The 25,861-nt window shown below is 68.0% G+C and carries 19 protein-coding genes; 7 read left to right on the top strand and 12 right to left on the bottom strand.

Features of this window, described 5'->3' with window-relative positions; translation table 11 throughout:
* Positions 1-210 precede the first annotated feature (210 nt).
* The 4 genes from FFS09_RS19450 to FFS09_RS19435 form a co-directional block, all read right to left on the bottom strand.
* Positions 211-1,464, bottom strand: coding sequence for a Y-family DNA polymerase (locus tag FFS09_RS19450; protein ID WP_171020102.1), 1,254 nt, complete (start codon positions 1,462-1,464; stop codon positions 211-213).
* Positions 1,465-1,541: 77 nt separating this feature from the next.
* Complete coding sequence (locus FFS09_RS19445; RefSeq protein ID WP_137920556.1) at positions 1,542-2,693, bottom strand: alpha-hydroxy acid oxidase; 1,152 nt, start codon at positions 2,691-2,693, stop codon at positions 1,542-1,544.
* A 118-nt stretch (positions 2,694-2,811) separates the two neighbouring features.
* Positions 2,812-4,926, bottom strand: coding sequence for a penicillin-binding protein 1C (pbpC, locus tag FFS09_RS19440; protein WP_137920560.1), 2,115 nt, complete (start codon positions 4,924-4,926; stop codon positions 2,812-2,814).
* Between the two features lie 35 nt (positions 4,927-4,961).
* Entirely contained in the window at positions 4,962-10,913 is a 5,952-nt protein-coding gene (locus tag FFS09_RS19435; RefSeq protein WP_137920555.1) for an alpha-2-macroglobulin family protein, read from the bottom strand.
* Positions 10,914-10,992: 79 nt separating this feature from the next.
* Between FFS09_RS19435 and FFS09_RS19430 the strand changes: the two genes are divergently transcribed.
* A complete protein-coding gene (locus FFS09_RS19430) occupies positions 10,993-11,316 on the top strand; it encodes a DUF4124 domain-containing protein (protein WP_171020101.1) in 324 nt (107 codons plus the stop codon).
* A 3-nt stretch (positions 11,317-11,319) separates the two neighbouring features.
* Here FFS09_RS19430 and FFS09_RS19425 read toward each other — a convergent pair whose 3' ends face one another.
* The 4 genes from FFS09_RS19425 to argH form a co-directional block, all read right to left on the bottom strand.
* Positions 11,320-12,315: a Bug family tripartite tricarboxylate transporter substrate binding protein gene (locus FFS09_RS19425; RefSeq protein ID WP_137920553.1), complete on the bottom strand. Its 996-nt coding sequence runs from the start codon at positions 12,313-12,315 to the stop codon at positions 11,320-11,322.
* A 30-nt stretch (positions 12,316-12,345) separates the two neighbouring features.
* Positions 12,346-13,503 carry a mandelate racemase/muconate lactonizing enzyme family protein gene (locus FFS09_RS19420; RefSeq protein WP_137920552.1) on the bottom strand — a complete coding sequence of 386 codons (1,158 nt, stop codon included), beginning with the start codon at positions 13,501-13,503 and terminating at the stop codon, positions 12,346-12,348.
* Positions 13,504-13,631: 128 nt separating this feature from the next.
* Positions 13,632-14,522, bottom strand: a complete 891-nt coding sequence (locus FFS09_RS19415; protein WP_137920551.1) for a LysR family transcriptional regulator — start codon at positions 14,520-14,522, stop codon at positions 13,632-13,634.
* Between the two features lie 4 nt (positions 14,523-14,526).
* Positions 14,527-15,978, bottom strand: coding sequence for an argininosuccinate lyase (gene argH, locus FFS09_RS19410; protein WP_137920550.1), 1,452 nt, complete (start codon positions 15,976-15,978; stop codon positions 14,527-14,529).
* Positions 15,979-16,121: 143 nt separating this feature from the next.
* Here argH and FFS09_RS19405 point away from each other — a divergent pair, with 143 nt between their 5' ends.
* Together FFS09_RS19405 and FFS09_RS19400 are read left to right on the top strand one after the other, a co-directional pair.
* Entirely contained in the window at positions 16,122-17,183 is a 1,062-nt protein-coding gene (locus FFS09_RS19405; RefSeq protein WP_137920549.1) for a sensor histidine kinase, read from the top strand.
* Between the two features lie 44 nt (positions 17,184-17,227).
* Positions 17,228-17,968 (top strand): LytR/AlgR family response regulator transcription factor, encoded by a 741-nt coding sequence (locus tag FFS09_RS19400; protein ID WP_137920548.1) that lies wholly within the window; start codon positions 17,228-17,230, stop codon positions 17,966-17,968.
* A gap of 80 nt (positions 17,969-18,048) precedes the next feature.
* On the opposite strand, the gene recJ is transcribed toward FFS09_RS19400, so the two are convergent.
* Together recJ and FFS09_RS19390 are read right to left on the bottom strand one after the other, a co-directional pair.
* Complete coding sequence (gene recJ / locus FFS09_RS19395; RefSeq protein ID WP_137920547.1) at positions 18,049-19,773, bottom strand: single-stranded-DNA-specific exonuclease RecJ; 1,725 nt, start codon at positions 19,771-19,773, stop codon at positions 18,049-18,051.
* Positions 19,770-20,768 carry a phosphoglycerate mutase gene (locus FFS09_RS19390; RefSeq protein WP_137920546.1) on the bottom strand — a complete coding sequence of 333 codons (999 nt, stop codon included), beginning with the start codon at positions 20,766-20,768 and terminating at the stop codon, positions 19,770-19,772. The genes recJ and FFS09_RS19390 overlap by 4 nt, the downstream gene beginning before the upstream one ends.
* A 47-nt stretch (positions 20,769-20,815) precedes the next feature.
* Here FFS09_RS19390 and FFS09_RS19385 point away from each other — a divergent pair, with 47 nt between their 5' ends.
* On the top strand, positions 20,816-22,072 hold the full coding sequence (locus FFS09_RS19385; protein ID WP_137920545.1) for a lipoprotein-releasing ABC transporter permease subunit: 1,257 nt from the start codon (positions 20,816-20,818) through the stop codon (positions 22,070-22,072).
* Complete coding sequence (gene lolD, locus FFS09_RS19380; protein WP_137920544.1) at positions 22,065-22,739, top strand: lipoprotein-releasing ABC transporter ATP-binding protein LolD; 675 nt, start codon at positions 22,065-22,067, stop codon at positions 22,737-22,739. The genes FFS09_RS19385 and lolD overlap by 8 nt, the downstream gene beginning before the upstream one ends.
* 9 nt (positions 22,740-22,748) lie before the next feature.
* Here the strand turns inward: lolD and FFS09_RS19375 are convergent, their stop codons facing one another.
* Positions 22,749-23,177: an META domain-containing protein gene (locus tag FFS09_RS19375; RefSeq protein ID WP_137920543.1), complete on the bottom strand. Its 429-nt coding sequence runs from the start codon at positions 23,175-23,177 to the stop codon at positions 22,749-22,751.
* A 73-nt stretch (positions 23,178-23,250) separates the two neighbouring features.
* Between FFS09_RS19375 and FFS09_RS19370 the strand changes: the two genes are divergently transcribed.
* A complete protein-coding gene (locus FFS09_RS19370; protein WP_137920542.1) occupies positions 23,251-24,093 on the top strand; it encodes a TatD family hydrolase in 843 nt (280 codons plus the stop codon).
* Entirely contained in the window at positions 24,090-24,587 is a 498-nt protein-coding gene (locus FFS09_RS19365) for a DNA-deoxyinosine glycosylase (RefSeq protein ID WP_137920541.1), read from the top strand. Before FFS09_RS19370 ends, FFS09_RS19365 begins: the two co-directional genes overlap by 4 nt.
* A 322-nt stretch (positions 24,588-24,909) precedes the next feature.
* Here the strand turns inward: FFS09_RS19365 and FFS09_RS19360 are convergent, their stop codons facing one another.
* Entirely contained in the window at positions 24,910-25,725 is an 816-nt protein-coding gene (locus FFS09_RS19360; protein ID WP_137920540.1) for a mechanosensitive ion channel family protein, read from the bottom strand.
* Positions 25,726-25,861 lie beyond the last annotated feature (136 nt).

The following is a 25,861-nucleotide window of genomic DNA, read 5'->3' as shown; positions in this document are numbered from 1 at the left end:
GCCCATCACCCAGAACGTGAGCACGCCGTCCCACAAGTGGTATTCCAGGGGGTGCTCCTGGCGGTGCGCCACATGCCAGCGTTTGATGCGTTCCAACTCGCACAGACTGAGATAGAGATTCATGGCAGACCCCTCGGGAATGCGGCTGACATCCAGTCTCTGCCAATGTAAGTTTGGCGTCAGCTTTCGTCAACGGCCATCCAGCGAATTTCAGAACAATTGCGCGACTTCGGGTGGGCGTTCGGGCTCCGGCGGCACCTCGCCCTCCTTGGCGAGCGAGCCCACGCGCACACCCAGCAGGCGGATGCGCCGCGTCAGGTCCACCCGCTTGAGGCACAGGCCGGCCTGGCGGCGCACGGTGGCCGGGTCGTGGGTGTGGTGGTCGATGGTGGTGTCGCGCGTGACGATCTGGAAGTTGTCGTAGCGCAGCTTCACGCCGATGGTCTTGCCCACGTAGCCCTTGCGCTGCAGGTCGTCGGCCACCTGCTCGCACAGCTGGGTGAAGATGGCGCCGAGTTCCTGGCGGTCGCGCACAGCGTGCAGATCGCGGTCGAACGTCGTCTCGCGGCTCATGCTCACCGGCTCGCTCTCGGTCTGCACGGGTCGCTCGTCGCGGCCCCAGGCCACCTCGTGCAGCCAGGCGCCGTAGCTCTTGCCATAGTGCTCCACCAGCCAGTGGCGTTCGCGCTGCGCGAGTTCGCCGATGGTGTGGATGCCGTGACCTTGCAGCTTGGCATCGGCCTTGGGTCCCACGCCGTTGATCTTGCGGCAGGGCAGCGGCCAGATGAGTTGCTCCAGATCGTCGGCGTGGACGATGCTGATGCCGTTGGGTTTGTTGAACTCGCTCGCCATCTTGGCGATGAGCTTGTTGGGCGCCACGCCAATCGAACAGGTCAGGCCGGTCGCCTGGTGGATGCTCTTCTGGATCAACCGCGCCAGCACACGCCCACCTTCGCGCTGGCCGCCGGGCACGTCGGTGAAGTCGATGTAGACCTCGTCCACGCCCCGGTCTTCCACCACCGGCGCGATCTCGCGGATGGTGCTCTTGAACAGGCGCGAGATGCGGCGCACCTCGTCAAAGTCCACCGGCAGCAGGATCGCTTGCGGGCACAGCTTGGCGGCCTTCATGAGTCCCATGGCCGAGCCCACGCCGAACTGGCGTGCGGCATAGGTGGCGGTGGTGGCCACGCCGCGGCCGACGTAGCTTTCCAGGCGCGGGAAGAAATCGACCGGGATGCGGGACAAAGCGTCGTTGCCCGACCAATCGCGCTCGGGGTAGGCCTCGCGCAGCCGCACCAACATTTCGTCATCGTCGCGCCGCCTGCCGCCGCCAATCACCACCGGCAGACCCTTGAGTTGCGGGTAGCGCAGCAACTCGACCGACGCAAAAAATGCGTCCATGTCGAGGTGCGCAATGCGCCGCAAAGGGGCCGGGGAAGAGGGGGCGGTCACGGCGGTGAGCATAGCGGGATTGCCATGGTTGACACGGCCGACCGGCATTCACCCCCGCGGCTCAGGAGGCCGCCCCTGGACCCCGTTTCTCAGGAAGGAAAGGTGCCCGGCAGCAGGATGTTCTTGTTGACCGTTTCGATCTGCGTGTGGCCGCAGAACGCCATGGTCAGATCCAGCTCGCGGTGGATGATTTCGAGGCACTTGCTCACGCCTTCTTCGCCCATGGCGCCCAGGCCATAGAGGAACGGCCGGCCGATGTAGACACCCCGCGCACCGAGCGCACGCGCCTTGAGCACGTCCTGCCCGCTGCGGATGCCGCCGTCCATGTGCACCTCGATCTGGCTGCCCACGGCGTCCACGACCGCCGGCAGCGCCTCGATGCTGCTTTGCGCGCCATCGAGCTGGCGGCCGCCGTGGTTGCTCACGATCAGCGCGTCCGCGCCCGAGGCCACGGCCAGCTTCGCGTCTTCCACGTCCTGAATGCCTTTGAGGATCAGCTTGCCGCCCCAGCGCTTTTTGATCCACTCCACGTCGCCCCAGTTGAGCGCGGGGTCGAACTGTTGCGCGGTCCAGGCGCCCAGGTTGGCCATGTCGGTCACGCCCTGCACGTGGCCCACGATGTTGCCGAACTGCCGGCGTTTGGTGCCGAGCATGCCCATGGCCCAGCGCGGCTTGCTGGCGATGTTGAGGATGTTCGCCAGCGTCATCTTCGGTGGCGCGGTCAGGCCGTTCTTCAGGTCCTTGTGGCGCTGGCCGAGGATCTGGAGGTCCAGCGTGAGGACGAGGGCGCTGCATTTCGCGGCCTTGGCGCGGTCGATCAGGCGTTCGATGAAGCCCCGGTCGCGCATCACGTACAACTGAAACCAGAAGCCTTCGCCGGCGTGTTGCGCCACGTCTTCGATGGAGCAGATGCTCATGGTGGAGAGCGTGAATGGAACACCGAATTTTTTCGCGGCGCGCGCGGCGAGAATTTCGCCATCGGCGTGCTGCATGCCGGTGAGGCCGGTGGGCGCGATCGCCACCGGCATGGCCACGTCCTGCCCGATCATGGTGCTGCGCGTGCTGCGGTTTTCCATGTTCACCGCCACGCGCTGGCGCAGTTTGATCTTCTGGAAGTCCTCGTTGTTGGCGCGGTAGGTACTTTCGGTCCACGAGCCGGAATCGGCGTAGTCGTAGAACATGCGCGGCACGCGCTGTTGGGCGAGCACGCGCAGGTCTTCCACGGTGGTGATGACGGTCATGCGGGAGGTCTCCGTAAGTGTTGTCCGGCGAGGGTGGCACGCATGTTAGCGGTGGACCCCGGAAAAGGCGCGTGAAAGCGCGACAGCGGGCTTTGAAATTTTTGATGCTGGCCCAGGCTCACCGACTTTTGCGCTCGCGCACCCCGGCCCCGCGCACCTCGAAGCGCACCTCGTCCAGCACGGTGCCGCGCGCATCGGTGAGTTGCATCACGTGCTTGCCGGGCCAGGGCAGCCACTGCAGCTGCTGGCCTTGGGCCAGGGACCTGCCGTCCAGGCGCCAGCGACCGCCCGCGCCGCTGGCCGTGAAGGTCAGGCGCTGGCGGTTGGGCGGGATGTCCGGGTCCAGCGCGACGATGGTGCCGGGCGCGGGCGAGTGGATGCGCAGCGGGGCGCGCGTCTCTGAGCGGGCGGGGGTGTTCATCGCGAAGCGGGCCTGCTCGGTGCCGGCCAGGAACCATTCGCTGCGCGCCGCCTCCAGTGGCCCGCTGTCGCCCGGACCGTCGAACGTGGCGCGCGCCTGCACCAGCCCGGTGGGTGGGCGCGGCGCGCGGCTGGGGGTGTGCGCGTGCAGGTGCTGCATGACGGTGGCCCATACCGGCGCCGCGCCGCTGGTGCCGCTCACGTCCCACATCGGCGCGCCGCTGGCGTTGCCCACCCAAACGCCGACGGTGTAGCGCTCTGACCAACCCACGGCCCAGTTGTCGCGCATGTCCTTGCTGGTGCCGGTTTTCACCGCCGCCCAGAAGCGCGTGGCCAGGATGCTGTCCGTGCCGAAGGTGCGGGCGCGCGCGTTGGTGTCGCTCAGGATGTCGCCGACGATGAAGGCGGCGCGCGGGTCGAGCGCCGGTGCGCCTTTCGGTGGCGCTCCCACCTCCCCATGGAGCCCGCCATTGGCCAATGTGCGAAAGGCGTTCGTCAACGACAGCAGCGGCACTTCCGCGCTGCCCAGGGCCAGGCTGTAGCCGTAGTAACCGGCGGGCTCGCGCAGCGGCAGGCCAAGCGCATCCAACTGGTGGTGGAACGCATCGGGCGACACCATCACCAGGGTGCGCACGGCCGGCACGTTGAGCGAGGCCGCGAGCGCGGTGCGCGCCGAGACCCAACCTTTGAAACGGCGGTCGTAGTTCTGCGGAATGTAGAGGCCGCTGGTGGTGGGGATTGCGGCGGGCGAGTCTTCCAGCAGGGACGCGGCCGTCATGCGCCGCTCGGCGATCGCCTGCGCGTAGAGAAACGGCTTGAGCGTGGAGCCGGGCTGGCGCAGGGCCAGCACGCCGTCCACCTCCGAGGCCGCGCTCAGCTCGCCCGACGAGCCGATCCAGGCCAGCACCTCGCCACTGGCGTTGTCCAGCACGACCAGAGCGCCATCCTGCACGTTGCGCCCGCGCAGTTCGCGCAGGTGGCGTTGCAGGGTTTGCAGCGCGAAGCGTTGCAGCGGCGCGGACACGGTGGAGCGCACCGTCTGCGCGCCAGGCTCGGCGGCCAACACGCGCCGCGCGTGGTGCGGCGCGATGCCTTCGGTGGCGGTGTATTCGCGGCTTTGCAGGGCGATGGTGGTCAGGATCTGCAGCGCTTCGCAGTCCACGCGCGTGTCCGGCTGCATGAGCTGGACCACGCCACACGCGCGTTGCCCGACCTGCCGGGGTTTCGCGTTCGGTGCACGCACCAGCGCAGCGGTCACCCCTGCTTCGTGTTCGTTCAGGCCGTGCGCGGCTTTGCCGAAGAGCGTGCGCGAGAGCGCGTCGATGCCGACGAGTTCGCCGCGAAAGGGCACGAGGTTGAGATAGGCCTCGAGGATCTGGTCCTTGCGCCAGCGCCGCTCGAGTTGCTGCGCGGTCAGCGCCTGGTCGATCTTCTGCGTGAAGCGCCGACCACCCGCGCCGCGTTGCAGATCGCCACCGGGCTCGTCGAGCAGGGCGGCCAATTGCATGGTGATGGTGGACGCGCCGCGCGTGCGCTGGTTCCACAGGTTGCCCCAGGCCGCGGCCGACACGGCGCGCCAGTCGACGCCACTGTGCTCGTAGAAACGCTTGTCTTCGCTGAGCACCAGGGCCGTGCGCAGCGCGGGCGACACGTCGGCCAGCGCGATCCATTCGCCTCGGCGTACCTGGAGGTCCACGCGCACGCGCTGCAGCAACTCGCCGTGGCGGTCGAGCACGCGCGCGTCGGACGAGCGCCAGCCGGCGTGCACTTCGGCGAAGCCGGGCACGGCCTGCGCGGCCGATGCCAGGCCCATGCCGAGCACGATCGCGGCGAGCGCGTGGCGCAGGGTCACCGCGGCGCCTCCACCTTCACGCGGGCGTTGGGTGTTTCGCCGAACATCTCGGGCGCGTACATCGCTTCCACGCGCGTGGGCGGCAGCGCGAAATCGCCGATGTTGTTCAGGCGCACGGTGTATTCCATCTTGATCACGCCCTTGGGCACGTATGCGTAGTAGCTGCGGTACGACTCGAAGCTGCGCTCTTCGAAGGCCGGCCAGGCGTTGCCGGTGGCGCTCTTCTGGCCCGAGGTCGCGATCTGAGAGTCCCGGCCCAGCCCGCCACCCAGGATGGTCGCGCCGCCCGGGATCGGATCGGTGATCACCACCCAGGTCATGTCGGCGGAGGCATTCACCTCCAGCGCCACACGCCACACATCGCCGCGTGTGTGCGCGCCGCTCACCGCCTGCTCCACCGGCGTGATGGTTTTCTTGATGGCGTAGCCCGCACTGAACGGCGTCTTGAGCGGGATCGCGGCGATGGACTGCAGCGTCAGCCACGGCTTGCCCGCGCCCTGTTGCACCACGCTCAGCGCGCCCTTGCCGCCGTCGGCCGGCCAGGGCAGGAAGCCGGTGTTGTTCTTCAGGTTGCCCGGGCTGGCCGGTGCGCCGAACCAGGTGGTCTGGTTCGGTGCGCCGGTCGCATCGCTGGTCTTCACGCGATCGACCTTGGCCCAGTCGATGGCGGCCGTGCCCGTGCCCAGGGTGGCGCGCGTCACACCGGCCACCGGCGTGGCTTCGAACCTGGCGGAGAACTTCTCCAGCGCCAGGCCGCCCCAGAGGTTGGCGGTGGTCGTGTGCCAGGCGCCGTTCTGTTGGCGGCCGATGAAGCCGCTGGCCAGCCGGCCCATGTCGTCCTGCCAGGCCGGGTCGTCCATCACGGTCAGCAGCAGGCGCGCGCTGTTGACGTCGCCGTTGGCCATGAGCCACCACCAGTAGTCGTCGCGCTCGGTGCTGAACACGAGCTTGGTGCCCTGAGAGCTCAGGCGCGCGCGCAGCACCTGCATGGCCTCGGCCAGGCGCTGTTCGCGCTGCGGCACGTCGGTCACGCGCTTCAAGATGTTGACCCAGTCGATCACCGCGCTGGTGGGCCACTGGTTGGGCGCGAGTGTCACGCTGCCCAGCATGCGGCCCTGCGCCTTGCCGTAGCGCGACAGGGCTTCGATGGCCGCGAGCTTGCGCACGTCCAGGTCCTTGCGCGGGCTCCAGAACTCGCGCGTGATGCGGCCTTCGACAAATCCGATCAGGCCGCGCTCCATCGGCGCGCGCACGTCGTCGGGCATGGCGAAGGCGGGGTTGATCGTCGACGCTTCGTGCGTCGCCGCGAGCAGGTAGGCGGTGAGGATGTCGCTGCCCCGGTTGCCATCGCCTTCGCGCGGCGGGAAGTAGTTGGCCAGGCCGTCCGCGTCGAGGTAGTTGGGCAATTGCGCCACCACGCCTTGCCACAGCGTCGCATCGCGCAGGCCGACCGCCTTGCTGGTCTTCTGCTCCAGGCAGACGAAGGGATAGTTGGCGAACCAGTCGCGCACGCCCGGCAGGCCTTCGGCCAGCTTGGGCTGCAGCGCGAGCTTCAGGCCGCCCCGGCCCGGCAGCGCACCAGCGGGCGCGGCCACGTCGAGGTTGAACGCGCCATCGACCTGCACCAGCGTGGCTTGCTGCACCGTCAGCGGTACGGCGGGCACGATGCGTTGGCGTGCCTTCAGCGCGTCTTTCGCGCCGCCCAGCGTGTCTTTGGCTTCGATCTCCCACAGGATGGCCTCGGCGCGCGTCTGCGCGAGCTGTGCGGGCGCGGTCACCGTCCACGCGACTTCGCGCGCTTCACCGGCGGGAATGTCCACCGTCTGCGGCTTGAGCTCCAGCAAGGTGGCGCGTGGCGCCACTTCCACCTTCATCGCCTTCTGCGTGGTGTTGCGCAGCGTGAGTTGCGCGCGGAACTGGTCGTCTTCGCGCACCAGCGGGGGCAGGCCGCTGATGATCTGCAGGTCTTGCGTGGAGCGCACGCTGGCCTGCCCGGTGCCGAAGAGGCCCGTGCCCATGTCGGCCACGGCGACGATCTGGAAGGTGGTGAGCGCGTCGTTGAGCGGCACCGTCACCACGGCCTGGCCTTTCGCGTCCAGCACCACCTTGGGGTTCCACAGCAGCAGCGTGTCGAGCAGCTCGCGCGCGCCGCTCTTGCCACCGCCACCGCCGGCGGGTACGGCTTTGCGGCCATAGTGCCGCCGGCCGATGATTTCCATCTGCGCGGTGGACGTCTCCACGCCCCAGGCACGTTGCTGCAGCATGGCCTCGAGCAGGTTCCAGCTGCGGTTGGGCATGAGTTCCAGCAGCGCCTGATCGACGGCGGCGAGCGCCACTTCCGCGTTCGCGGCGGGCTGGCCGTTGGGCAGCTTGGCGGCGATGGTGACCCTGGCTTGCCCGCGCACCGGGTAACTTTCCTGGTCGGCCTTCACGCTCACGTCGAGCTGGTGCGCCTGCGTGCCGACGCGGATCTCGGCGAGACCCAAACGGAAGGCAGGTTTGCTCAGGTCCACCAGCGCCGTCGGTGCCACGTACTCGCGGCCCTCATACCAGAACGACGTCCACCACTCGCGCGGCGCCTTGTAGCCCCAGGTGAAGAACGAGTACCACGGCACCTCGCGCAAGCGGCCGCGCAAGGCCAGCACGCTCACGTACACGTTGGGCCCCCAGCCCTCCTGGATCTTGAGCTGCACGGTCGGGTCCTGCCCGTTGAGCTGCACCACCTGCGATTCGAGGATGCCTTCGCGCTCCACCGTCAGCAGCGCGGTGGCGAAGCGGAACGGCATGCGCACCTGGAACTTCGCGGTCTCGCCGGGCTGGTAGGTCTTCTTCTCGGGCAGCAGGTCGATGCGGTCGTGGTTCTCGCCGCCGAACCAGAGCTCGCCCTGGCGCGTCACGTACACCGAACTCGCGGCCTGGATGCTCTGGCCCGCCGCGTCCTGGGCGGTCACGATGAGTTCCACCTCGCCCGGTTCACCCAGGGAGGTCTCGCACAACAACAGGCCGCGCGCGTCGCTCTTGCCGCTGCACACGGAACCCAGGTCCTTGGTTTGCGACTGGTTGTCGTAGGTGTAGAAGCCGCCCACCATGCGCTTGCGGCTGGTGGTGGTGATGCGGGCCACGGCCTTCACCTCCAGCGCGATGCCGGCGGCGGGCTTGCCCGTGAGATCCAGCGCCAGCGCCTGGAACCGGATCTTCTGGCTCGCCGACACCCAGCCCTCGGTCTTGATGCCCGCGACCACGTTCGCCGGCCACACGGTGGAGACGCTGCGCAGTGTCTGCACCTCGCCGTTCGGATCGGCGTAGCTGGCTTCGAGCAGCAGTTCCTGCGGCTGCGGCGAGCGCGGGACGTTGTCGATGGTGACCTTGCCCGCGCCGTTGCGGTCCAGCGTGACGGGCAGCTTGTCGGCGATCACGCGCTGGTCCTGCGACGCGCTAGCCTCTTCCTCGCCGTCTTCATCGCCTTGCGCGTCGGTGGCGCGCGGCGGCTGGAAGCTGAAGGTGTCGAAGTCGCTGTAGCTCAGGCTCTTGTTGCGCACCAGCGCCGACACGCGTACCGGCAGGTTGGCCGCGCCGCCGCCCGACACATAACTGACCTGCAGCTGCGCGGGCACGGCCTGCACGTTGATCAGCGCTTTTTTCTCCTGCGGTGCGATGCGCCCTTCAAGCACCGGCAGGCGGAACTCTTCCACGCGGAACGCGCCGGTGCTGTACTGGCGCTCGCGCTCGTCGGGGCTCTTGAGCGTGACCTCGTAGCTGCCCAGTTTCGCGCCGCTCGGAATGGCGAATGTGTTCTCGGCGCTTTGCCCGCCGGTGGCGGTCTTGCGCCAGGCCACGGGTTGCGTGAACTGCTGGCCGCTGCCGGTGTGCGTGACCACCAGGGTGTCGGGCAGCGTCTCGGGCAGGCCAAAGCCCTTGCTGGTTTCGGTGCGGATCAGGTGCTTCATCGACACCGTTTCGCCCGCGCGCAGCAAGGTGCGGTCGAAGATCGTGTGGGCGCGCTCGTCCGGGCGGGCTTCGCGGCTGGTCGGCACGTTGAAGCGCCAGGGTTCGATGCCTCGGTACCAGTCGCTCCAGGTGAAGGCCATGTCTTCCGTGGCGCCGTCTTTCAGGCGCGCGCTGACGAAATAGGCCTGCGAGCTTTCACCGTCCTCGCTGTTGCAGCTCGGCGCCTGCGGCGGTACGTCCTTGAGGTTCACCACGCCTTGTGCGTTGGTGGTGCCGCTCGCTACCTCCTTGCCTCGGCAATCGGACACGCGCACGAAAGCGCCCGCGGCCGGCTTGCCCTTGTCCAGCGTCGTCACCCAGGCCAACGCGTTCTCGCGGCCGAGCTTGAAATGCACGCCCAGGTTGGTCACCAGCGCCGAGGTGCGCACGAACATCGTGCGCGAACCGCCATAGCGCGCGTCCAGCAGCGCGCCGCCCAGCGCGGGCGAGGCGATCTCGACCACGTGGAAACCCGGCGTGAGCGGAATGCCCACGACCTCGAACGGGCGCGGGTCGTTGTTCGCGGGTTTGGGCAGGTCCAGCGTCTTCACGCCCGGCTTGCCCTTGAGCAGCGACACGGCGCGCGATTCGACCCAGCGCTTGTCACGGTCTTCCAGCACCTTGGGCAATGGCCCCGCCACATCGGCCTGCGCCTGTTTGCGCGAGACGTTGAACTGGTTGTAGCGCTGCACCTTGCGGAACCAGGCAATGATCTCCGCGTCGGTCCTGGGCTGCAGGTCGTTCACCTGGCCGGGTGCGAGGCCTTGCACCTGCAGCGCGGCTTCCACGTTGCGCAGCGTCACGGGCAGCAGGGGCGTGCCACCGGGTTCGGCAAAACGCTCGACGATGCCAAAAGGCGCCGCCGCGAACTTGGCCAGCGGCGGCATCGGACCCGTGGCCGCCGGCAGCGGAAAGCTGCTGGCATTGGCCGGCTCGCGGCCCGCCGCGTCCTTGAAGTTTTTCGGCAGCTCGATGCTGACCGTGGCCTGCTCGGCAAAGGGTGGCTTGAACGAGAGGTCCGAGACCACGCTGTCGCCGTCGGCGTTGTCCTCGTCGAACACCGGCTTGTGCGTCTGCTGGTCCGACTTCAGGCGGATGCCCTCGGCCATCTTGCGCGTCACCGGCGCGCTGAAGTTGAGCGTCATCGGGCGGATCGGCAGGCAGGCGGCCTGTGCGTTCTCGCGCTCGCAGCTGAAGCTCACGGTGAAGGCCTCGCGCACCTCGAAGTCGAAGCGCTTTTCGACCGTGTTGGCCACGCCCGATGGCGTGGCCACGCCCTTGCCGAACACGATGGAGACCTTGGTGTCCGGCGTGAAGCGCCGGTTGCACGCCAAGGTCACATAGCGCTGTGGCTCCTTGGCCGCGGGCTTGTCCCAGCCGTTGGCCTTGAGCAGCGCGGCGCGGTCATTGCCGTCGATGAGCCGGACCGGCACCCGCTCGCCCAGGCCTTCGACCGCGCACCAGACGTTGGACTGCACGCTCGCCGCCGTGGCCGCGCCGTTGAGCCGCAGCACGAAGTACTGCTCTTCATCGATGCGCGACGAGGTGCTCGGGCGCACCTGTTGCACGAAGGGCCCGCCGGTGTTGAAGGTGCTGCGGGTAACGGGCAGCTCCGCGCCCTTGGGCGACTTGAAGCCGCTCCTGGCCTGCACCGTGCAACTCACGCCGGGCGGCAGATCGTTCTCGAACTCGAAGGCCCATTCGCGTTCGTTGACCCAGCGGCCATTGCCCTGTGTGGCCTGCGCGTCGCTGCAACTGAGCGACACGGGGGCGGGGGCCTTCGGGTCGCCGAAGGCGACCGCGCCCTCATCGAACTTGACGATCACTTGCCGAACCCTGGCGACCTCGCCCTTGGGTGACACGTTGACGATCTGCAGCGCGGACGCCGGCAAGGCAATGGCGAGCAGGGCGGCGGCGACAAAAGAACGGGACGTGATGTTGTGCTTCAAGACTTCCTCCATGGCAGACGCCAAGGTTAGCTTGAAATCCAGGGCGGACGAATGGCGGGAACTGCGGTGCCGTGGCACCATCCCAATCAGCATGAGACTGCCATTCTTCGCCACCGCTGTTGCGCTCGCCTTCTCGCTGGCCGTGCCAGGCGTGGCGCTGTCGGCCGAGGTGTACCGCTGGACCGACGAATACGGTCAGGTGGTCTACGGCACGTGGGTGCCCGAGCGCTACCGGGCGAATGCCGTGCCCGCGAACACGCCTTTGCCGCGCGGCACCAGCGCGTGCGAAGCGAAGTGGCACCGCTACCTCGCCAGCGCGGCGTGTTTCGACCAGTACCGTGTGGTGGGCGGTGGCCTCAAGCCCGAGGCCTATCAACGCTGCACCGAGGTGCCGCAACCCGACCCCTGCACCTGAGGTCTACTGCGCGGCGGTGATCTTCTGCTCGCGGATCACCTTGCCCCATTCGGCGGACTCGCGCACGATGTCCGCGGCGAGCGGGCCGGCCGGCATGTAGGCCGGCACGGCGCCCTGCTGGGCGGCGACCTGCGCGATGTCGGGTGCTTCCATCACCGACTTCAGGGTGTCGCTCAAGCGTTCGACGATGGCCGCGGGCGTGCCCGCCGGCGCCAGCACGAACAGGCGCGGCACGGCGGAGAAGCCGGGCAGGGCGTCGGAGAGCGGCGCGATGTCTTCGGCGCCGACCAGCTTCACCGGGTTCATCACCGCCACCGCGCGCAGCTTGCCCGCGCGCGCCTGGGCAATGGCCGAGGTCGCGCTCACCACACCGATCGGCACCTGGCCGCTCATCACGTCGGGCACGATCTGCGAGGCACCGCGGTACGGGATGTGGACGACGAATGTCTTCGCCTTGCCCTTGAGCATCTCGAAACCCAGGTGATGCACCGTGCCCACGCCCGAGGTGGCGTACGAGTAGTGGCCGGGGTTGTCCTTGAGCAGCTTCACGAACTCGGCCGGCGTCTTGGCGGGCACGTCGTTGTTTGCCACGATCACCAGCGGCAGCGTGAACACGCTGGCCACGGGCGTGAAACCCTTGATGGGGTCGAAGCTCATGCGCGGCTGCAGGTGCTGCGCGATCAGCAGCGAGCTGTCGCCCAGCATGAGCGTGTAGCCATCGGGCGCGGCGCGCGCCACGGCGTCACCCGCGATCAGGCCGGCGGCGCCGGTGCGGTTGTCCACCACCACCTGCTGGCCCAGCAGGGCCGACATGCGCGGCGCGATCAAGCGGGCCATGGCGTCGACGCCACCGCCGGCCGAATAGCCGACCAGCAGGCGCACGGGCTTGTTGGGAAAGGGCTGTTGCGCCCAGGCGCTGGTGCCGGTGAGGGTGGCGGCGAGCGCCAGGGCCAAGGCGCTGCGGCGACCGATCGAGAAGGGGGTGCGTGGGGTTTGCATGTCTGTCTCCTTGTTATCGTGGTGTGTGCTTCAGGCTTTTCCCGCACCGCGCGAGCCGGGGCGCTTCGCGAGTTCGGCCAGCCTCTCGGGGTTCGGTTTGAAGCCCAGGCCCGGTGTCTCGGGCAGGCGCAGCACACCGCGCTCGGGCTTGGGCAGGTCGTCGAACACCAGTTCGCAACACTGCACGGCCACCGAGTGGTATTCCACCAGCGAGCCGTTGGCCAGGCCGGCGTGCAGGTGCATGTTGTGGTGTGGCCAGGCGCCGCCGTTGGCAAAACGCGTGTTGAACGCGGCTGCCATGCCCGCGATGCGGCCGCACTGCGTGAAGCCACCGCTGATGCAGGCATTGGGTTGCACCACGTCCACCGCCTGGGCCACCAGCAGGTCGCGAAAGCGCGAGGCCAGGCCTTCGTTCTGGCCTGCGGCCAGCGGGATCGAGGTCTTGGCGCGAAGCTTGACGAGGTTGGGAATGTCGTTCTGCGACACCGGCTCTTCGAAGAAGCTGATGTCGTAGCGCTCCACCTTCTGCGCCAGCGACAGCGCGTGGAAGTAGTCCAGGCTGCAGTTGGCGTCGATGTAGATCTGCACCTCGGGCCCCACGGCTTCGCGCACCGCGCGGATGCGCTGCACGTCTTCGGCGATCACCGCGTCCATCGGGCGCGGCTCGTCGCGCCGCTGCAGCGCGTGGTGGCCCACCGTCATCTTCAGACGCGTGAAGCCGCGGCCGACCCAATCGCGCGCGGCGGCGGCGAGTTCGTCGCGGTCGAAGAAGTTGAAGCCGAAGGTGGCGTACACCGGCACCTCGGCGCGCGCGCCGCCCAGCAGGCGCCAGCAGGGCTCGCCCAGCGCCTGGCCCTTGATGTCCCACAGCGCGAGGTCGATCGCGGCGATGGCGTGGCTCGCATAACCCGACTGCCCGCGCGGCGTGAGCAGCCAGTACAGGCGGTCCCAGATCTGTTCGTGGCGCATCGGGTCCAGGCCGATCAGGTGGTGCGCGGCGATGTCGTTGACGATGCTGCCGATCACCTCTTCTTCGGTGATTGCGGTCATGCCGGTGCCGACGAGACCGGTGTCGGTCTCGATGGTGACGAGGCAGACGGAGAGGCTGGTGGTCTTGGTCTGGCCGCTGGGCATGGGCACGGTGACGGGCAGGTTCAGCGGCGTGGCGCTGACGCGTGCGATTTTCATGAGGTCTCCTGCGCCACCGGGGCGGCGGCGCCTGTGTTGTGGGGTCTGGCGGGCAGTGTAGGAACGGCCCCGGGGTTGCCGCAATGGCGTGCGGCAAAGGCTGCTTTCGCGTTTCGCGAAAGCCCGGCTCAGCGGGCCGTGAGGGCGCGGATCAGTGTGAGCGCCGCCGGTGCCGCTGGCGCGTCGGTGCGGGTGGCGATGTGGTGCGTGCGCCGCGCCCAGGGGTCGGACAGCGGCACCGCCGTGAGCGGCAGGTGCGCCAGCTGCGGCGCGATCGCTTCGAGCGGCAGCACGCCCACGCCCAGCCCGGCGGCCACCATGCGGCAGACCGCGTCGAAGCCGCGCATGCGCATGCGCACGTTCAGCGGCTGTCCCGCGTCGGCGGCGGAGGCGACCAGGCGGTTGGACAGCGCGGTGCCGTCGCTGAGCGTGATGAAGGGCTCGTCCAGCGCCTCGGCCAGGCGCAGCTTGCGCCGGCTGGCCAGCCGGTGCGAGCGTGGCGTGAGCAGCACCAGCGTGTCGCTGAAGAACGGCTCGAACGCCAGGCCGGCGGGGGGCACTGGCAGGTCCACGACGCCGAAGTCGGCGCGGCCTTCGAGCAAGGCCAACGGAATCTCCGGGCTGCCGCGCTCTTCCATGTCGATGCGGATCAGCGGGTGTGCCTTCATGAACTGCTCCAGCCGCTGCGGCAGCACCTCGAGCAGCGCCGAGGTGTTGGCCAGCACGCGCACATGGCCTTGCAGGCCTTCGCTGTAGCCGCGCAGGTGCTGCGCCAGGCGGTCGGCGTCGGTCAGCAGCGCGCGGCTGCGTTGCACCAGCATCTGGCCGGCCGGCGTGAGCTGCACGCCGCGCGAGGAACGCTCGAACACACGGAAGCCGAGCGATTCTTCCAGCGCGCTGATGCGCGAACTGGCGGCCGCCACGGCCAATTGCAGGCGCTCGCTGGCCGCGCTGATGGAGCCGAGGTCGGCCGCGGCCACCACGACGCGCAGCGTGCCCAGGTCGATCGGTTCGTTCACACCATCAGGCCAGGCGCTGGCGGTGGCGGGCGATCTGCGCGCGCACTTGCGCGGGCGCGGTGCCGCCCAGTGTGTTGCGCGCCTCCAGGCTGCCGCGCAGGCTCAGGCACTCGTACACGTCTTTTTCGATCGACGCGTTGAAGCTCTGCAGCACGCTCAGCGGCAGTTCGGACAGGTCGCAGTTGTGCGACACGGCGGCCTTGACCGCGTGCGCCACGGTTTCGTGCGCGTCGCGGAAGGGCAGGCCCTTCTTCACCAGGTAGTCGGCCAGGTCGGTGGCGGTGGCGTAGCCCTTCTTGGCCGCGTCTTCCATCGCCACGGCGTTGACGGTGATGCCGCCTTCCTTCTGGCCGGTGGTGGGGTTCGGCTGGCCGCCCACCATCTCGCTGAAGATGCGCAGCGTGTCCTTGAGCGTGTCGACGGTGTCGAACAGCGGCTCCTTGTCCTCCTGGTTGTCCTTGTTGTAGGCCAGAGGCTGGCCCTTCATGAGCGTGATCAGGCCCATGAGATGGCCCACCACGCGGCCGGTCTTGCCGCGCGCGAGTTCGGGCACGTCGGGGTTTTTCTTCTGCGGCATGATCGACGAGCCGGTGGTGAAGCGGTCGGCGATCTTCACGAAACCGAAGTTCTGGCTCATCCACAGAATGAGTTCTTCGCTGAACCGGCTGACGTGCACCATGCACAGCGAGGCCGCGGCGGTGAATTCGATGGCGAAGTCGCGGTCGCTCACGCCGTCCAGGCTGTTCTGGCACACCTGCGGCTCGCCACGCTCGTTCACCATGCCCAACGTGCGGGCCACGCGTTCGCGGTCCAGCGGGTAGGTGGTGCCGGCCAGTGCGGCGCTGCCCAGGGGCAGGCGGTTGGTGCGGCGGCGCACGTCGGCAAAACGCTCGGCGTCGCGCGAGAACATTTCCACATAGGCCAGCAGGTGGTGCGCGAAGCTCACCGGTTGAGCGACCTGCAGGTGGGTGAAGCCCGGCAGGATCACGTCCACATTCTTCTCGGCCACTTCCACCAGCGCGGTCTGCAGTTCGCCCAGCAACGGCACGATGAGGTCGATTTCGCTGCGCAGCCACAGGCGCACGTCGGTGGCGACCTGGTCGTTGCGGCTGCGCCCGGTGTGCAGGCGTTTGCCGGCATCACCCACCAGTTGGGTCAGGCGCGCCTCGATGTTGAGGTGCACGTCTTCCAGGTCGAGCTTCCACTCGAATTCGCCGCGCTCGATCTCGGCCGTGATCTGCGCCATGCCGCGCTGGATCGCTTCCAGATCGGCTGCGCCGATGATGGACTGGTGGGCCAGCATCTCGGCATGTGCGAGACTGCCGGTGATGTCGGCTTGCCACAGGCGTTTGTCGAAAAAGACGCTCGCGGTGTAGCGCTTGACCAACTCGCTCATCGGCTCTGAGAATAGGGCAGACCAGGCTTCGGATTTCTTGTCGAGTTGGTTGGTGGACATGGTGTTGCCAGCGGCTGATGGAAAAGAATGGAGCGGATGACCGCCAGGGATGGGGCTTGGGCCGATGGGCCTGGGCCGGTTGACGGCGCGATAGACCCTGTTGAGACCCTCAAGGGACTGACCCGAAGACGGATGAGCATCCCATGAAAGATTCCAGAATTTTATCGACCTTCCAGGACCTGGCGCACGCGGCCGGTGCGCGCCCGATCACGGAAATGCCCGAGCACGTGCGCGCGCGCATCCAGGTGTTCGACACCTGCCAGGTCGGCACGGTGCTGCGCGCGGTGCTGTTCGTGCAGGCCATCGTGGCGGTGGCGGCGCTGTTTGGCGCGCAAGGCTTCGTTGCCTGGATCACGCAAATGGCGATCTTCACCGGCGCGGCCCTGCCTGCCGTGCTGGCCTGGCTGCTCACGGTTTGCGGGCTCAAGCGGCAACTGGGGCTGCTGCCCATGGGAGGGCAGTGGACGGCATCGATCGGGCTGGGTGCCGTGTCCGGTTTGTACGGCTGCGGCCTGCTGGTCTGGATGGGCCTGGCCGAGCAGTCGCCATGGCTGGCCAGCGCGGCCGCGGGGGCGCTGGTGTCCGCGGTGATGGTGGCCGCGCTCATGTGGCGCGCCCGCGCGCGCGGTCCGGCCGGCGCCACGGCGCGTCTGGCCGAGTTGCAGGCGCGTATCCGCCCCCACTTCCTGTTCAATACGCTCAACAGCGCGATTGCCCTGGTGCGCGAGGAGCCGGCCAAGGCCGAAAGTCTGCTGGAAGACCTGAGCGAACTGTTTCGCCACGCCCTGGCCGATGCCAAGGAGGCCGTCCCTCTGCGCCAGGAGCTGGCGTTGGCCGAACACTACCTGGCGATCGAGCAGGTGCGTTTTGGCGAGCGTTTGCGGGTGGAATGGAGCGTGGACGACACGGCGTCCAAGGCCAAATTGCCGCCCCTGATCCTGCAGCCGCTGGTGGAAAATGCCGTCAAGCACGGTGTGGAGCCCAGCGCCACGGGTGCGGTGGTGCGCATCAGCACCCAGCGCCGGGGCGGTATGGTGGTGATCAAGGTCACCAACACGGTGCCGGCGGGCAGCGGGCGGCGTGGCAACGGACTGGCACTGGACAATGTGCGGCAGCGCTTGACGCTGTTGCACGACGTGCAGGGCCGCTTTCAGGCCGCATTGGTGAACGGGGTGTTTCAGGTGAGGCTTGAAATACCGGTATAAGCGGGGTATGAACCGAACCACCGGGTCAGGCAACGGAGCGTGACATGACACTGAAGGTATTGATCGTTGACGATGAAGCGCTGGCGCGTTCCCGCATGCGCACCCTGCTGAGTGAATGCACGGACCCACGGGCCGACGTGGTGGGAGAGGGGTCGAACGCGGTGCAGGCGATGGAGCAGATACAGCGCACGGGTTGTGATCTCGTGATGCTCGACATCCACATGCCCGGTGTGGACGGCATGGCGCTGGCCGCCACGCTGCGCGGCATGCCCGCACCACCCGCCGTCGTCTTTGTCACGGCCTATGCCGAGCACGCGGTGCATGCCTTCGAACTGGAGGCGGTGGATTACCTCACCAAGCCGGTGCGGCGCGAGCGGCTGCAGCAGGCCTTGCAAAAGGTGGTGCGATTGCGCAGCGCCTCCGAGACTTCGCAGGACAACGGCTTGCCAGAGAGTCTGATCATTCAGGAACGCGGCCGCAGCGAGCGCGTGGCCTTGGCGGATGTGATCTACCTCAAGGCCGAGTTGAAATACATCACGGTGCGCACGGCCGACAAAGAACATATCTTCGACGGCGCGCTCAGCGATCTCGAGCAGCGCTACTCCCATCTGTTTGTTCGCGTGCACCGCAACGCCCTGGTCTCACGCCGCGCCGTGCGGGCGGTGGAGAAGCACAACGACCCGGTGGAGGGTGAGGGCTGGACGGTGCGGCTGGATGGGGTGGATGAGCGCCTTGCCGTGTCTCGCCGTCAGTTGGCGGCGGTTCGTGAAGCTTTGATGAGCTGAGTGCGGCACCAGCCGCCGGGGGACACCCGCGGAGCAGAGCACCCGTACCCTCGATCCCGCGAGGTCAACGAAAGAAGTGCTCAGACCTCAGCAGCCTCCACCAGAAACCGCACCCGCCGCTGCCCCTGCCACTCATCCGCATCCAGACGAAACGCGATCTTCACCCGTGCAGGCAACAGATCGGTGTGGCCGAACCAGATGCCATCCACCGGTTCCCCCTGGTGCTTGAGCTTGAGCGCCAGGTGTTTTTCCCCCACCAGCCGCTGCGACACCACCTGCACTTCTTCGCTGAACACTGGTGGCGCGAAGCCCTGGCCCCACACCTCCTTGTGCAGCGTGTCCACCATGTCGGCGCGGCGGTACTTCGGGTCCAGCGGGCCATCGGCCTCCATGCGGCGTTGCAGCGTGGCGGCGTCCAGCCATTCGTGGGCCACTTGCTGCAAGGCCGCTTCGAACGTTTCCAGATGTTCTTCGTCGATGGTGCAGCCCGCGGCCATGGCGTGGCCACCAAAGCGCAGCAGCACACCCGGGTGGCGTTTGGCCACGAGATCCAGCGCGTCGCGCAAATGGAAGCCCGCGATCGAGCGCCCCGAGCCTTTGAGCTCGTGTTCCTTGCCCTCGGCGCCGCTGGCGGCGAACACGAAGGTCGGGCGGTGCATCTTGTCCTTCAGCCGCGAGGCCACGATGCCGACCACGCCTTCGTGGAAATCCGGGTCGAACACCACCAGCGCGGGCGGTGGTTCTTCCGATTCGTCAAACATCTCCTCGGCCATCATCAGCGCTTGCTCGCGCATGTCGCCCTCGATGGCCTTGCGCTCTCGGTTGATGCCGTCCAGCGTGCGCGCGAGTTCATCGGCGCGCAGCCCGTCGTCGGTGGTGAGGCATTCGATGCCCAGCGTCATGTCCGCCAGGCGGCCTGCGGCGTTCAGGCGCGGGCCGAGTGCAAAGCCGAAGTCGAAGCCCGTGGCCGCAGCGGGTTTGCGCGCGGCCACGTTGAAGAGCGCTGTCATGCCCGCTGGCATCGCGCCGGCGCGCACGCGCTTCAAACCCTGTGAGACCAGGCGGCGGTTGTTGGCATCCAGTTTCACCACGTCGGCCACGGTGCCCATGGCCACGAGCGGCAGCAAGGTGTCGATCTTGGGTTGGTTCTGTGCCGTGAACACGCCGCGTTCGCGCAACTCGGCGCGCAGCGCGAGCAGCACATAGAACATCACGCCCACACCCGCGATCGACTTGCTCTCGAACGCGCAGCCCGGCTGGTTGGGGTTGACGATGATGCAGTCCTGCGGCAACGCGACCTCGCCGTTTTTCAGCGCGGGCAAATGGTGGTCGGTCACGATCACGTCCAGGCCCAGCTCGCGCGCGGCGCGCACACCGTCCACGCTGGCGATGCCGTTGTCCACCGTCACCAGCACGTCCGCGCCTTGCGCCTTCACGCGCTTGGCGATCGACGGTGTGAGGCCGTAGCCGTCGGTCACGCGGTCGGGCACGAGGTAGTTCACGCGCTCGAAGCCGAGCAGGCGCAGGCCGCGCAGGCCGACCGCGCAGGCGGTGGCGCCGTCGCAGTCGTAGTCGGCCACGATGCAGATGGACTTGCCGGCGTTCATCGCGTCGGCCAGCGCGCGCGCGGCATCTTGCGTGCCGAGCATCGTGGCGGGGGGCAGCAGACGCGCCAGCGCGTCGTCCAGTTCGTCGGGGTTGGTGATGCCGCGTGCGGCGAACAGGCGCGCCAGCAGCGGGTGCATGCCGGTTTGCTCCAGCGCCCAGGCGGCGCGGGGGGGCACGTCGCGGATGATGATCTTCATAGGGATTCCAGGGTTTTCCAGGCCGGGGGTGTGCCCAGCAGGTTCTTGATGCGGCGGCCGGCGCGCGCGAGCGCGCTGCGTGGGGTGGTGTTGGTCCAGCGTTGGGCGGCGCGTTCGCCGCACAGTGTTAGCGTGACCGGTTCGCCGCGCCGTGCGCGTGCCAGCCACTGGCCGATGCCGTGCGTGTCGAGTTCGGCCCAGGCGTGTTGCCAGGCCGTCCAGTCGGCCTGCAGCGCGGCGCGGCGCAGGCCGTCGGGCATGGTGGGTGGGGCTTGCAGCGTGGGTGCCGCCTTGAGCGCGCCCGCGCCACTGACCCAGAAACCGTTCACCGGGTGTAGCCGCGCGGCCTCGCGCGCGTCGTGCACCGCGTGGGTGTAGAACAACATTTGCGCTTCGCTCTGCAAGCGCTTGAGCAACTGGCCGCCGGCGGGGTTGGCCGTGCTTTCGGTCATCCAGGCTTCCACCGAGCGCCCGGCCACGCGGTCCAGGCTGGCGCAGGCAATGCCGCGCAAGGGTTCGCCCTGGGCGTGCCAGCGGGTGGGCGAGGTGTAGGTGAGGGTGATGCCGTCTTCGGCACAGTACGGGGCGAACGCATCGAACAGCGCGCGCGCATGCTCGTCCGTCAAACCGAGTTGCTCGCCGGGCAGCAGCGTTACCTGTTCCATGCCGACCTGGAAATGGCAGGGCGTGAACCAGGCCTGCGGCTCGGTGGGTGTGGTGCTGTCGGCCGCGGCCCAGGGAATCAGGCCGTCGGCGAACGGGCAGCCATCGCCACGCACCAGGCCGATGGCCTGCGCGAGCGCGCGTTCGTGGGGCGGGCTCAAGGTGTGGTCGTCGCCCGTGTCGGTGTAGACCGGTGTCAGCTCCGCCAGCAACGTGCTCAGTCGCTGTAGTTGAAGTGTCGGCAGGGCCGCCCGCGCGGCAGGGTCGCTGGCGCTGGCGAAAGGAACCAGCAGGTGCGAAGAAGGCTCAGAGGCCGGGTAGGGAGCGGGCATGACGCGATTGTCGGTGATGCCACAATGCCCCCGCTGGACTCCAACGCATGCAAACACCCTACGAACTCATCCTCGGCTGGCGCTACACCCGCGCCGGCCGCGCCACCCGGCGCAACGGCTTCATTTCTTTCATCTCGGGCGTGTCCATGCTGGGCATTGCGCTGGGCGTGGCCGCGCTCATCATCGTGCTCTCCGTGATGAACGGGTTTCAGAAAGAGGTGCGCGACCGCATGCTCGGCGTGCTCTCGCACATCGAGGTGTTCGAGCCCAATGGCCAGGCGATTCCCAACCTGGCGGACACGCTGGCCCGCATCGAACGCCACCCCGAGGTGCTGGGCGCCGCGCCGTACGTGGGCGCCCAGGCGTTGATCGCGCGCGGTGAAGACATGAAGGGCGCGCTGGTGCGCGGCATCGACCCGGTGCTCGAACCCAAGGTGACCGACCTCGTGGCCGACCTGTCCGACACCCTGCTGCCGCGCCTGGTGCCGGGCGAATTCGGCGTCATCCTCGGTGGCGAACTCGCGCGCAGCCTCGGTGTGATCGCGGGCGACAGCGTCACGCTGATCGCGCCCAGCGGACAGGTCACACCGGCCGGCGTGGTGCCGCGCATCCGCCAGATGACGGTGGTGGGCACCTTCGATTCCGGCCACTTCGAGTACGACTCGGCGCTCGCACTGCTGCACCAGGACGACGCCGCGCGCATCTTCCGCGTGGAAGGTCCGACCGGCGTGCGCGTGAAGATCAAGGACCTGCACCAGGCGCGTGAAGTGGCGATCTCCATCGCGGGAACGCTCGATCCCGGCCTGCTGGTGCGCGACTGGACCCGCCAGAACCGCACCTGGTTCGCCGCCGTGCAGCTGGAAAAACGCATGATGTTCATCATCCTCACGCTGATCGTGGCGGTGGCGGCGTTCAACCTCGTGTCCACGCTGGTGATGACGGTGACCGACAAGCGCGCCGACATCGCCATCCTGCGCACGCTCGGCGCGAGCCCGCGCAGCATCATGGGCGTGTTCATGGTGCAGGGCGCGATGGTGGGCGTGATCGGCACCGGCCTGGGCCTGCTGCTCGGCCTGGGCGTGGCGTTCAACATCGACACGCTGGTGCCCGCGCTCGAACGCCTGCTGGGCGCAAGCTTCCTGCCGCAGGACATCTACCTCATCAGCCGCATGCCCAGCGACCCGCAGCAGACCGACATCGTGCCGGTGGCGGTGATCTCGCTGGTGCTGGCGTTCCTGGCCACGATCTATCCAAGCTGGCGCGCGAGCCGCGTGAACCCTGCCGAGGCACTGCGCTATGAGTGAGACCGTTCTTCAGGCCCAGGGCCTCACCAAGCGCTTTCACGAAGGCCGGCTCGACGTCACCGTGCTCAAGGGCGTGGATCTCGCCGTGCGCGCGGGCGAAACTGTGGCCATCGTCGGCGCGTCAGGCTCCGGCAAAAGCACCTTGCTGCACCTGCTGGGTGGCCTGGACGCACCCACGAGCGGCAGTGTGCAACTGATGGGCCAAGGGCTCTCGGGCCTGAACGCCGCGCAACAAGGCGCATTGCGCAACCAGCACCTGGGTTTCGTCTACCAGTTCCACCACCTGCTGCCCGAGTTCAGCGCGCGCGACAACGTGGCCATGCCGCTGTGGATCCGCCGCATGCCGCGCGCGGAGGCGGCCGCGCATGCCGAAAAGATATTGGCCCGCGTGGGCTTGTCCGAGCGTTTGCACCACCGCCCCGCCGAACTCTCGGGCGGCGAGCGTCAACGGGTGGCGATCGCGCGCGCGCTGGTGGCCCACCCGGCCTGCGTGCTGGCCGACGAACCGACCGGCAACCTCGACCGCAGCACCGCCGATGGCGTGTTCGAGCTTATGCTGGAACTGGCGCGCGATCAGGGCATCGCGTTCATCGTCGTCACGCACGACGAAACGCTGGCCGCGCGCTGCTCGCGCGTATTGCGTTTGACGACCGGTGTTCTGACCTGAGGTATCGACTCAAGGCTTGGTGCGCGTGAACCGCAGCGGCTTCTCCAGCCCCTGCACGTGCATCAGCATGGTCTTGCCCTGCACGTCCAGGCGCTGTGCCTTCTGCAGCGCATCCAGGTAACGCGCTTCCTGATCGCCGACCGCCTCGGGGCAGGCCATGCGCGTGCCGCCCAGCTGGCCGAAGGCCACTTTGTCCTGCATCAGCGTGTAGGAGCCGAAAAAGCGGTTGCACGAGCTGTTGCCCGCCACGCGACCGGCCTCGGGGAAGGCGAGGGTGGCCTGCACGCGGTCGAGCACGCCGCGTCCACCCAGGTCTTCCAGCAGCCATTCGCTGCCCACGAGCGGCGCAGGCGCGGGCGCGCCGGGCATGGCGCAGGCGGTGAGGGCCAACAGGGCGGGCACGGCGAGCCAGGCGAGACGGGAGGGTGTGTGTGACATTGGAGGGATCCTTTCTTCGCTTCTTGGTTTTGGAACATGCCAGCGTGCGCGGCACAATGGCCGTTATACCGCCATGTGGATCGACACACACTGCCATCTGGACGCGCCCGAGTTCGGCGCGGACCACGCTCTCATGTTCAGCGCCCGCGAACGCGCGGCCGAGCGCGGCGTGGGCCTGTGCGTCATCCCGGCCGTGGCCCGCTTCAACTTCGATACCGTGCGCACGCTCGCCCACCGTCTGGGCGATGCCTACGCGCTGGGCATCCACCCGATGTGCGTGCCGCAGGCGGCCGACGACGACCTCGCCGCGCTCGATGCCGCGCTGACCGCGCACCGCGATGACCCGCGCCTGGTGGCGGTGGGTGAGATCGGGCTGGATTTCTTCGTGCCCGAACTCTGCACACCCGCCATGCGCGAACGGCAGGCCCACTTTTACCGCGCGCAACTGCGGCTGGCGCGCAAACACGGCCTGCCCGTGATCGTGCACGTGCGCCGCAGCGCCGACATGTTGCTCAAACACCTGCGCGAGCTGCCGGTCGCCGGCATCGCCCACGCCTTCAATGGAAGCGAACAACAGGCGAAGGCCTTTCTGGACCTGGGTTTCAAGCTGGGCTTTGGTGGTGCCTGCACATTCGACAGCGCACGCCAACTGCGCCGTCTCGCGGCCGAAGTGCCCTTGTCGGCGTTGGTGATGGAGACCGATGCGCCCGACATTCCCCCGCAGTGGCTTTACGTGACGGCGCAGGAGCGCGCGGCCGGTCGCGCGCAAGGCCTCAACACCCCGGCGGAGCTGCCGCGCATCGGCGCGGTGGTGGCGGACCTGCGTGGCTTGCCGGTGGAGGACCTGATGGACGCGACCACTGCGAATGCCTTGTCCGCGTTGCCCAGGCTGGCGGCGCTGGAGTCGGTGACATGAGCCGCCTGCAAGGCCTGCCGCCGGTGCTGAGCGCGGACACGCGGGTGTTGGTGCTGGGCAGTTTCCCGGGCGCGGCGTCGCTGCGCTCGCAGCAGTACTACGGGCATCCACAAAACCATTTCTGGAAAATCCTCGGCGCCTTGTGGGCCTTGCCCTTGTCGACGATGGGCTACGCCGAACGCATCGATGCGTTGCAGGCGCATGGCCTGGGCGTGTGGGACGTGTACGGCGCATGTGAGCGCGAAGGCAGTCTGGACACGAACATCCAGAACGCCGAACTCAACGACTTTTCGGTGGTGCGCTGGCATTGCCCCAAGCTCGGGGCCATCGTCCACAACGGCGGGGAAAGTTTTCGCCACGCGCACCACACGGAGAAGCTTGGCGTGCCGGTCTACAAGCTGCCGTCCACCAGCCCGGCGAACGCGAGCTGGAGTTTTGATCGCAAACTGGCGGCGTGGGCCGAGGTCTTGCGGCAGCATGGGGTGGTTGCTTAGCTGCCGTTTCCTGTTGGAGACCTCGCGGGCTCGATGCCGCAGGGCGCTCTGCTCCGCGGGTGTCCCCCGCCGGCTGGAGCCGGCTCCTCCTTTACCCCGCTGCGCAGAACGCCCTGCGGCATAGAGCCACCGGGTCGCGCCACAACGTTCTTTTTCCCTCGTAGGTCAGCGGTGATCGGGGTGTCCGGCGCAGCGGGGTAAAGAAGGAGAGGCGGCGAAGCCGACTCGGGTGACACCCGCGGAGCCGGGCACCCCGGTCGCCGCTGACCGCTGCAGTCGGAGAAAGACCTAAGGCCGCCGACCGAGCGGCCAGAGACAGACCTCAGGCCGCCACAGTGCGGTGCAACACCGGCGTCTCCGGCACCGGATACCCGGCCGCGCCAAACGTGCTCACCACCGCCTTGTGCGTGTCGAAGTAGACCTGCCAGTAGTGGTCGGTGTGGGTGTAAGGCCGCACGCAGAGCAAGGGCCCTTCCGGTGTGAACTGCAGAATTTCCACATCGGGCGCGGGCGACGTGACCACGTTGGGAATCGCCGCCACCGCGGTGCGCAAGCGCGCCATCGCGTCGTTCACATCCACACCGTTGGCCACCTTCGCCACGCAGTCCACGCGGCGGAACGGCTCCTGGCTGAAGTTCTGGATGTTGTCGGAGAACACCTTATTGTTGCCCACGATCGTGGTCACGTTATCGGGCGTGAGGATGGTCGTGGCGAACAGGCCGAGTTCCTTCACCGTGCCGGTGGTCCCGCCGGCGCTGATGAAGTCGCCCACCTTGTAGGGCCGCAACACCTGCAGGAAGATGCCCGCCGCGAAGTTGGCGAGCATGCCGCTCCAGGCCACGCCGATCGCCAGGCCCGCGCCGGCCAGCAAGGCCGCGAACGAGGTGGTGCGCACGCCGAAGATGTCCAGGATCGCGAGGATCAGGACCAGGGTCAGCAGCACCGAAATGATGGATTTGAGGTACTGGATCAGCGTCTGGTCCAGCTTGCGACCCCGCTCCATGGCCTTGCCCATCAGCCCGACCGCGATGCCGATCAGCCAGCGCCCAATGACCCACGCCGCAATGGCGCCCAGCACCTTGAGGCCGAAGTCGGCGCCTTGGGTGACGAGAAAATCCCAGATGACTTCCGTGTTCATAATGATTCCTCCAAAGTTCACATACGACGATGCTTCACTTACCTCACCCGATCGGGTACCCCCAACCGCGCGCTGCCCGGCCCTCCATGGCCGACGCATTGTGCTCCAGGCTCGGCTTTTTCGTTGAAGGCGGCAC

Source organism: Hydrogenophaga sp. 2FB (assembly GCF_005503365.1).
In the GTDB taxonomy this organism is placed as follows: domain Bacteria; phylum Pseudomonadota; class Gammaproteobacteria; order Burkholderiales; family Burkholderiaceae_C; genus Hydrogenophaga.
This window is presented reverse-complemented; position numbering and strand designations above follow the sequence as displayed.